At 73.0% G+C, this 6312-nt stretch carries 5 protein-coding genes, 1 pseudogene and 1 riboswitch; of the genes and pseudogenes, 4 read left to right on the forward strand and 2 right to left on the reverse strand.

Annotation, left to right across the window (positions count from 1 at the left end; translation table 11 throughout):
* A partial coding sequence (locus PSH25_RS26625; protein WP_238661647.1) for an SDR family oxidoreductase occupies nucleotides 1-450 on the reverse strand: 450 nt, incomplete at its 3' end.
* Between the two features lie 100 nt (nucleotides 451-550).
* Between PSH25_RS26625 and PSH25_RS26630 the strand changes: the two genes are divergently transcribed.
* From PSH25_RS26630 to gcvP, 3 genes are all read left to right on the forward strand, one after another.
* Nucleotides 551-1618, forward strand: a complete 1068-nt coding sequence (locus PSH25_RS26630) for a MerR family transcriptional regulator (protein ID WP_238661650.1) — start codon at nucleotides 551-553, stop codon at nucleotides 1616-1618.
* A gap of 82 nt (nucleotides 1619-1700) precedes the next feature.
* The gene (locus tag PSH25_RS26635; RefSeq protein WP_238661648.1) at nucleotides 1701-2543 is read left to right on the forward strand and encodes an NAD-dependent protein deacetylase; all 843 of its coding nucleotides are present in this window, start codon (nucleotides 1701-1703) and stop codon (nucleotides 2541-2543) included.
* Between the two features lie 125 nt (nucleotides 2544-2668).
* Nucleotides 2669-2767: riboswitch (glycine riboswitch) on the forward strand.
* Nucleotides 2768-2839: 72 nt separating this feature from the next.
* The gene (gene gcvP / locus PSH25_RS26640) at nucleotides 2840-5662 is read left to right on the forward strand and encodes an aminomethyl-transferring glycine dehydrogenase (protein ID WP_238661649.1); all 2823 of its coding nucleotides are present in this window, start codon (nucleotides 2840-2842) and stop codon (nucleotides 5660-5662) included.
* Between the two features lie 124 nt (nucleotides 5663-5786).
* Here gcvP and PSH25_RS26645 read toward each other — a convergent pair whose 3' ends face one another.
* Nucleotides 5787-5987 carry a DUF5999 family protein gene (locus tag PSH25_RS26645; protein ID WP_007460326.1) on the reverse strand — a complete coding sequence of 67 codons (201 nt, stop codon included), beginning with the start codon at nucleotides 5985-5987 and terminating at the stop codon, nucleotides 5787-5789.
* A 123-nt stretch (nucleotides 5988-6110) separates the two neighbouring features.
* On the opposite strand from PSH25_RS26645, the pseudogene PSH25_RS26650 reads away from it, so the two are divergent.
* Nucleotides 6111-6312 (forward strand): annotated as a pseudogene (locus PSH25_RS26650) (hypothetical protein); the annotation flags it as partial.

The following is a 6312-nucleotide window of genomic DNA, read 5'->3' on the forward strand; positions in this document are numbered from 1 at the left end:
CGTCCAGGCCAGGTCGCGGCCGCGCAGGTCGTCCTCGGCGGCGCGTTTGGCGCGCAGGTACGCCGCCCACACGTCGTCGCTGCCGGGGGCGGGTGGTGCGTCCACGCCCATGGAGGAGACGAGCAGGTATCGGTGCACGCCGGCGCGGGTGGCGGCGTCGGCGAGCAGCGCGGCGGCGGCCCGGTCGACGGTGTCCTTGCGGGCGGCGCCGCTGCCGGGGCCGGCACCCGCGGCGAAGACCACCGCGTCGGCGCCGTGGAGGTGCTCGGCCAGCTGCGCGACCTCGGTGTGTTCCAGGTCGCAGACGACGGGGGTGGCGCCGGTGGCGCGCAGCGTCGCGGTCTGCTCGGGGTTGCGGATGAGGCCGACGGCGGTGTCGCCGCGCCCGGTGAGGTGGCGTTGCAGCAGTAGGGCGATTTTGCCGTGGCCTCCGGCGATGACGACGCGCATGCGCCCAACCTACCGGCGGTGGCGGCTTGACCTTGACCTTCGGGTAACCCTGAGCCTGGTGGGCGCCGGTCGCCGTGACCGGCACGAGGAGGATGTCGACGTGGGGCTGATGACCATCGGGGCGTTCGCCCGGGCGGCCCGGCTGACGCCGAAGGCGTTGCGCCTGTACGACCAGGGTGGGTTGCTGGTGCCGGCGGCTGTCGATCCGGAGTCCGGTTACCGGCTGTACGACCCGGCTCAGGTGCCGGTGGCCCGGCTGGTCGCCCAGTTGCGTCGGATCGGTATGCCGCTGGCCACGATCCGGGTGGTGTGTGGCCTGGAGCCCGCTGCGGCGGCTGAGGCGATCACCGCGTACTGGCGGCAGGTCAGCGCCGACACCGCGGCCCGCGCCCGGCTCGCCACCCTCCTCGTGGATCACCTGTCTGAAGGGGGCGCCACCATGTCTGACCCGAATCCCAGCGTTGCCGTGCGCTGCGCCGCCGGCTGTGACACCGGGTTGGTGCGCGACAGCAACGAGGACGCCGCGTACGCCAGCGAGCGGTTGCTGGCCGTGGCCGACGGTATGCGGGGGCCCGGCGGCGCGGCCGCCAGCGCCGCCGCCGTCGGCGCCCTGAAGCCGTTGGCGCTCACCGACGTGCCGGCCGCCGACCTGCTGACGCTGCTGGCCGGTGCGGTGAGCGACGCCGACCGTGCCGTACGCGGGTTGGCCACCGACACCGACCAGCCGGTCACGACGCTGACCGCGCTGCTGCTCAGCGGTTCCCGGCTGGCGCTGGTGCACGTCGGTGACACCCGGGTCTACCTGCTGCGCGACGACGAGTTGTCGCTGCTCACGCAGGATCACACCTGGGTGCAGACCCAGGTCGACCAGGGCAGGCTGGACCGGGACCAGGCCGCGACGCACCCGCAGCGGGCGGTGCTGGTGCGCGCCCTCGGTGGCGGTCGGCAGGTCGAGGCGGACCTGGCGTTGCGCACCGCGCAGCCCGGTGACCGGTACCTGCTGTGCTCCGACGGGTTGTCCGCGGTCGTCGACCGGGCCGACCTGCGCTCGGCGCTGGCCGCGGCCGCCGATCCTGAGGACACGGTGCGGGAGCTGATCGGTCTGGCGCGGGCCGAGGGGGCGCCGGACAACATCGCCTGCGTCGTCGCCGACGTCGTCGCGGCGTAGCCGCCGCCCCGCGTCGGGTGGGTCCGCCCACCCGGGGCGGGGCTCGGCGTCAGCGGACGGGTTGAGGCAGCATGGAGAGGTGATGGAGAACCTCGACGCGTTGACCTCGCTGGTGGCCGGTGGTGGGGTGGTGGTGCTCAGCGGCGCCGGCCTGTCCACCGAGTCGGGGATTCCGGACTACCGGGGGCCCAGCGGGGTGGCGCGGCGGCACACGCCGATGACCTTCCAGGCGTTCACCCGGGATCCCCTGGCCCGGCGGCGCTACTGGGCGCGCAGCCACCTGGGGTGGCGGTTGATCGCGGGCGCGGCGCCCAACGCCGGGCACCGGGCGGTGGCCGGGCTGCAACACGCCGGTCTGGTCGACACGGTGATCACCCAGAACGTCGACGGGCTGCACGGTGCGGCCGGCAGCACCTCGGTGATCGAGTTGCACGGTCGCCTCGACGAGGTGACCTGCCTGGACTGCGGCAACCTGACCTCCCGGGAGGAGCTTCACCGGCGGCTGCGCGAGGCCAACCCGGACTTCGTGGCCCGCGTCGCCGGGGTCAACCCGGACGGTGATGTTGATCTCCCCGACGAGCAGGTGGCGGCATTCCGGCCGGTGGACTGCGGGATCTGCGGCACCGGGATGCTGAAACCGGACGTGGTGTTCTTCGGTGAGACGGTGCCGCCGCAGCGGGTGGCGCGGTGTTTCGCGGCGGTGGAGCAGGCCCGGTCGTTGCTGGTGCTCGGGTCGTCGTTGACGGTGATGTCGGGGCGCCGGTTCGTGATCCGGGCCGCGAAACGGGGCATCCCGGTCGCGATCGTCAACCAGGGGCCGACGCGTGGTGACGGCCACGCCACCGTGTGCGTCGACGCCCCGTTGGGCGTGGTGTTGCCGCAGCTGGCCGCGCGCGTCGGCGCCGGGGCACCGGCCGGGGTGTGACGGCGCGGGCCCAACGGGTCAGGTGCCCGGCCCGGGGACAGGACGGCCCGGGTGGGGGTGCCCGGCCCCCCGGGGGTAGGACATCCGCTGGAAACACCAACGCTGGTAGCGTTGAGCACGCCGGTAACACCCACGTGGGAGAGACCGCCCGACAGCACGCGGGGCGGCGCCGAAGGGGCAAATCCTCCCCGGAACCTCTCAGGCAAAAGGACCTCGTGGGCAGGCACTGTGGAGTGCCCCTGTGGGTGCGACAGAGGGGGAGGCCGACACGTCGACCTCGCCCCGGGAGTGCCCCTATGACCGTAGAGCAGTTCGCCACCCGTCACATCGGTCCCGGCCCCGACGATGAGCGTCGGATGCTGGAGGTCGTCGGGCACGACTCGATCGACGAGCTGATGGACGCCGCGATCCCCGAGGTGATCCGCTGGCACGGCACCCTCGACCTGCCCGACCCGGCCACCGAGGCCGAGACGATCGCCGAGCTGCGGGCCCTCGCGGCGCGCAACACCGTCGCCGTCTCCATGATCGGGTTGGGGTACCACGGCACGCACACCCCGGCGGTGATCCGCCGCAACGTGCTGGAGGACCCGGCCTGGTACACGGCGTACACCCCGTACCAGCCGGAGATCAGCCAGGGCCGGCTGGAGGCGCTGCTGAACTTCCAGACCATGGTCACCGACCTGACCGGCCTGGCCACCGCGAACGCCTCCATGCTCGACGAGGGCACCGCAGCGGCCGAGGCGATGACCCTGGCGCGGCGGGCCTCCAAGAGCAAGAGCGGCGTGTACGTCGTCGACGCCGACGCGTTGCCGCAGACCATCGCGGTGATCACCAGCCGGGCCGAGCCGCTCGGCATCGACGTGCGGGTCCTCGACGTGCAGCGCGACGAGTTGCCGGCGGAGTTCTTCGGCCTGCACCTGCAGTACCCAGGGGCGTCCGGGGCGGTCCGTGACCACGCGCGTCTCGTCGAGGCGGCGCACGCCGTCGGCGCCCTCGTGACCGTCGCGGCGGACCTGCTGGCGTTGACGCTGCTGCGCGCACCGGGGGAGATCGGCGCGGACATCGCCGCCGGCACCACCCAGCGTTTCGGCGTACCCATGGGCTTCGGCGGGCCGCACGCCGGTTACCTGGCGGTGCGCGCGGGCCTGGAGCGGATGCTGCCCGGGCGTCTGGTCGGGGTGTCCCGCGACGCGGACGGCAACCCGGCCTACCGGTTGGCGTTGCAGACCCGTGAGCAGCACATCCGGCGGGAGAAGGCCACCAGCAACATCTGCACCGCGCAGGTGCTGCTCGCCGTGATGGCCGGCATGTACGCCGTCTACCACGGCCCCGACGGGCTGCGCGACATCGCGACGCGTACCCATCGGATGGCGGCGCGGCTCGCGGCCGGGTTGCGCGCCGGTGGCGTGGACGTCGCGGACGTCGCGTTCTTCGACACCGTCACCGCGACCGTGCCCGGCGCGGCGGCGCAGGTCGTCGCGGCCGCCGCGCAGCGGGGGGTGAACCTGCGGCTGGTCGACGCCGACCGGGTGGGGGTGTCCTGCGACGAGACCACGACCGACGCGCACCTGCGGCAGGTGTGGGCGGCGTTCGGGGTGCCCGCGTTCGACGGCGACGTGGACGCGGCCCTGCCGGCCGACCTGGCCCGGACGACCGACTTCCTCACCCACCCGGTGTTCCGCAGCCACCACTCGGAGACGGCGATGCTGCGCTACCTGCGGCGGCTGTCGGACTTCGACTACGCCCTGGACCGGGGCATGATCCCGCTCGGGTCGTGCACGATGAAGCTGAACGCGACCACCGAGATGGAGCCGGTCAGCTGGGCGGAGTTCGCGAACATCCACCCGTTCGCACCAGACACGCAGACCGCCGGGTACCGGGAGCTGATCGGGCAGCTGGAGTCGTGGCTGGCCGAGGTGACCGGCTACGACGCGGTGAGCGTGCAACCCAACGCCGGCTCGCAGGGTGAGCTGGCCGGGTTGCTGGCGATCCGCTCGTACCACGCGTCGCGCGGTGAGACGCACCGCGACGTGTGCCTGATCCCGTCGTCGGCGCACGGCACGAACGCGGCGTCGGCGGTGATGGCCGGCATGCGGGTCGTGGTGGTGGCCTGCGACGACGACGGCAACGTCGACCTCGTCGACCTGGACGCGAAGATCGACAAGCACCGCGACGGGCTCGCCGCGATCATGGTGACGTACCCGTCGACGCACGGCGTGTACGAGACGGGCATCGCGTCGCTGTGCGCGAAGGTCCACGACGCCGGTGGGCAGGTGTACGTCGACGGGGCGAACCTCAACGCCCTGGTCGGGTTCGCCAAGCCCGGCAAGTTCGGCGCGGACGTGTCGCACCTGAACCTGCACAAGACGTTCTGCATCCCACACGGCGGCGGTGGCCCCGGAGTGGGCCCGGTGGCGGTGCGCGCGCACCTGGCGCCGTTCCTGCCCGGTGACCCGCTGGGCGCGCACGCCGACGCCACGCCGGCGATCTCGGCGGCGAAGTACGGGTCGGCGGGCATCCTGCCGATCCCGTGGGCGTACCTGCGGATGATGGGCGCCGAGGGCCTGACCCGGGCCACCGGTGTGGCGGTCCTCGCCGCGAACTACGTGGCGGCGCGGCTGCGGGGGCACTTCCCGGTGCTGTACGCCGGCAACAAGGGCCTGGTGGCGCACGAGTGCATCCTCGACCTGCGGCCGTTGACGAAGGCGACCGGGGTGAGCGTCGACGACGTGGCGAAGCGGCTGATCGACTACGGCTTCCACGCGCCGACGATGTCGTTCCCGGTGGCGGGGACGCTGATGGTGGAGCCGACCGAGAGCGAGGACCTGGCCGAGCTGGACCGGTTCTGCGACGCGATGATCGCGATCCGCGCGGAGATCGAGCAGGTGGGTTCCGGGGCGTGGCCGGCGGGGGACAACCCCCTGGCCAACGCGCCGCACACCGCGGCGATGGTCAGCGGTGACGAGTGGTCGCACGCGTACCCGCGGTCGGTGGGCGCGTACCCCGCCGGGGTGGACCGGGCCGGGAAGTACTGGCCGCCGGTGCGGCGCATCGACGGCGCGTACGGCGACCGGAACCTGGTCTGCTCGTGCCCGTCGCCGGAGGCGTTCGAGGACTGACGACGGCACGCCGGGGCGGGCGGTACGGCCTGCCCCGGCAGCCGCTGCGACCTGGGCGGGGACGTCCCTTACCGGGGGACTAGCCTGGGTCGACGGCGGCTAAACGGTAACGCTGAGTGGTCGGTCAGGCCACGAGAGCGTGGCGGGCGGGGCCGCGGTGCGGTGCGATGCTGCTGCCGTCGGGAAGCAGCTCGCCGGTGTCCTCGAAGACGATGACACCGTTGCAGAGCAGGCTCCAGCCCTGCTCACGGAAGCAGGCGAGGACCCGCGCGGCTTCCCGGTCGGTGGCTTCAGCGGAGGGGCAGGTCGGTTGGTGCTGGCACATCGGGTTCTCCGGACTGTGGGGGCACTGTGTCATGGTTCACATGACCAGTGACGCACAGTACCAAGCGAAAGTGTCCAACATCGAGCAGGTGCCCGCCTGGTGCCCGGGAAATCCACTGAACGGATGAGGAAGGTTGGACCGTACGGCGTGGAAACGCTCCCACAGGTATGCCCCGCGGACAGCGACCCAGTTGCTCTGGCAGCGGGCAGCGGCTCGGCCGCTCCGGTCGGTGTACCCGCCGCGCCGGCCGCGTGCCGGGGCGCGCTCACCGAACGCGCCCGCCTGCACTGGTCTCGCGGCGACGGCGGCGACCCCGCCGCCCTCG

This window comes from Micromonospora foliorum (assembly GCF_022229015.1).
GTDB lineage: Bacteria > Actinomycetota > Actinomycetes > Mycobacteriales > Micromonosporaceae > Micromonospora > Micromonospora foliorum.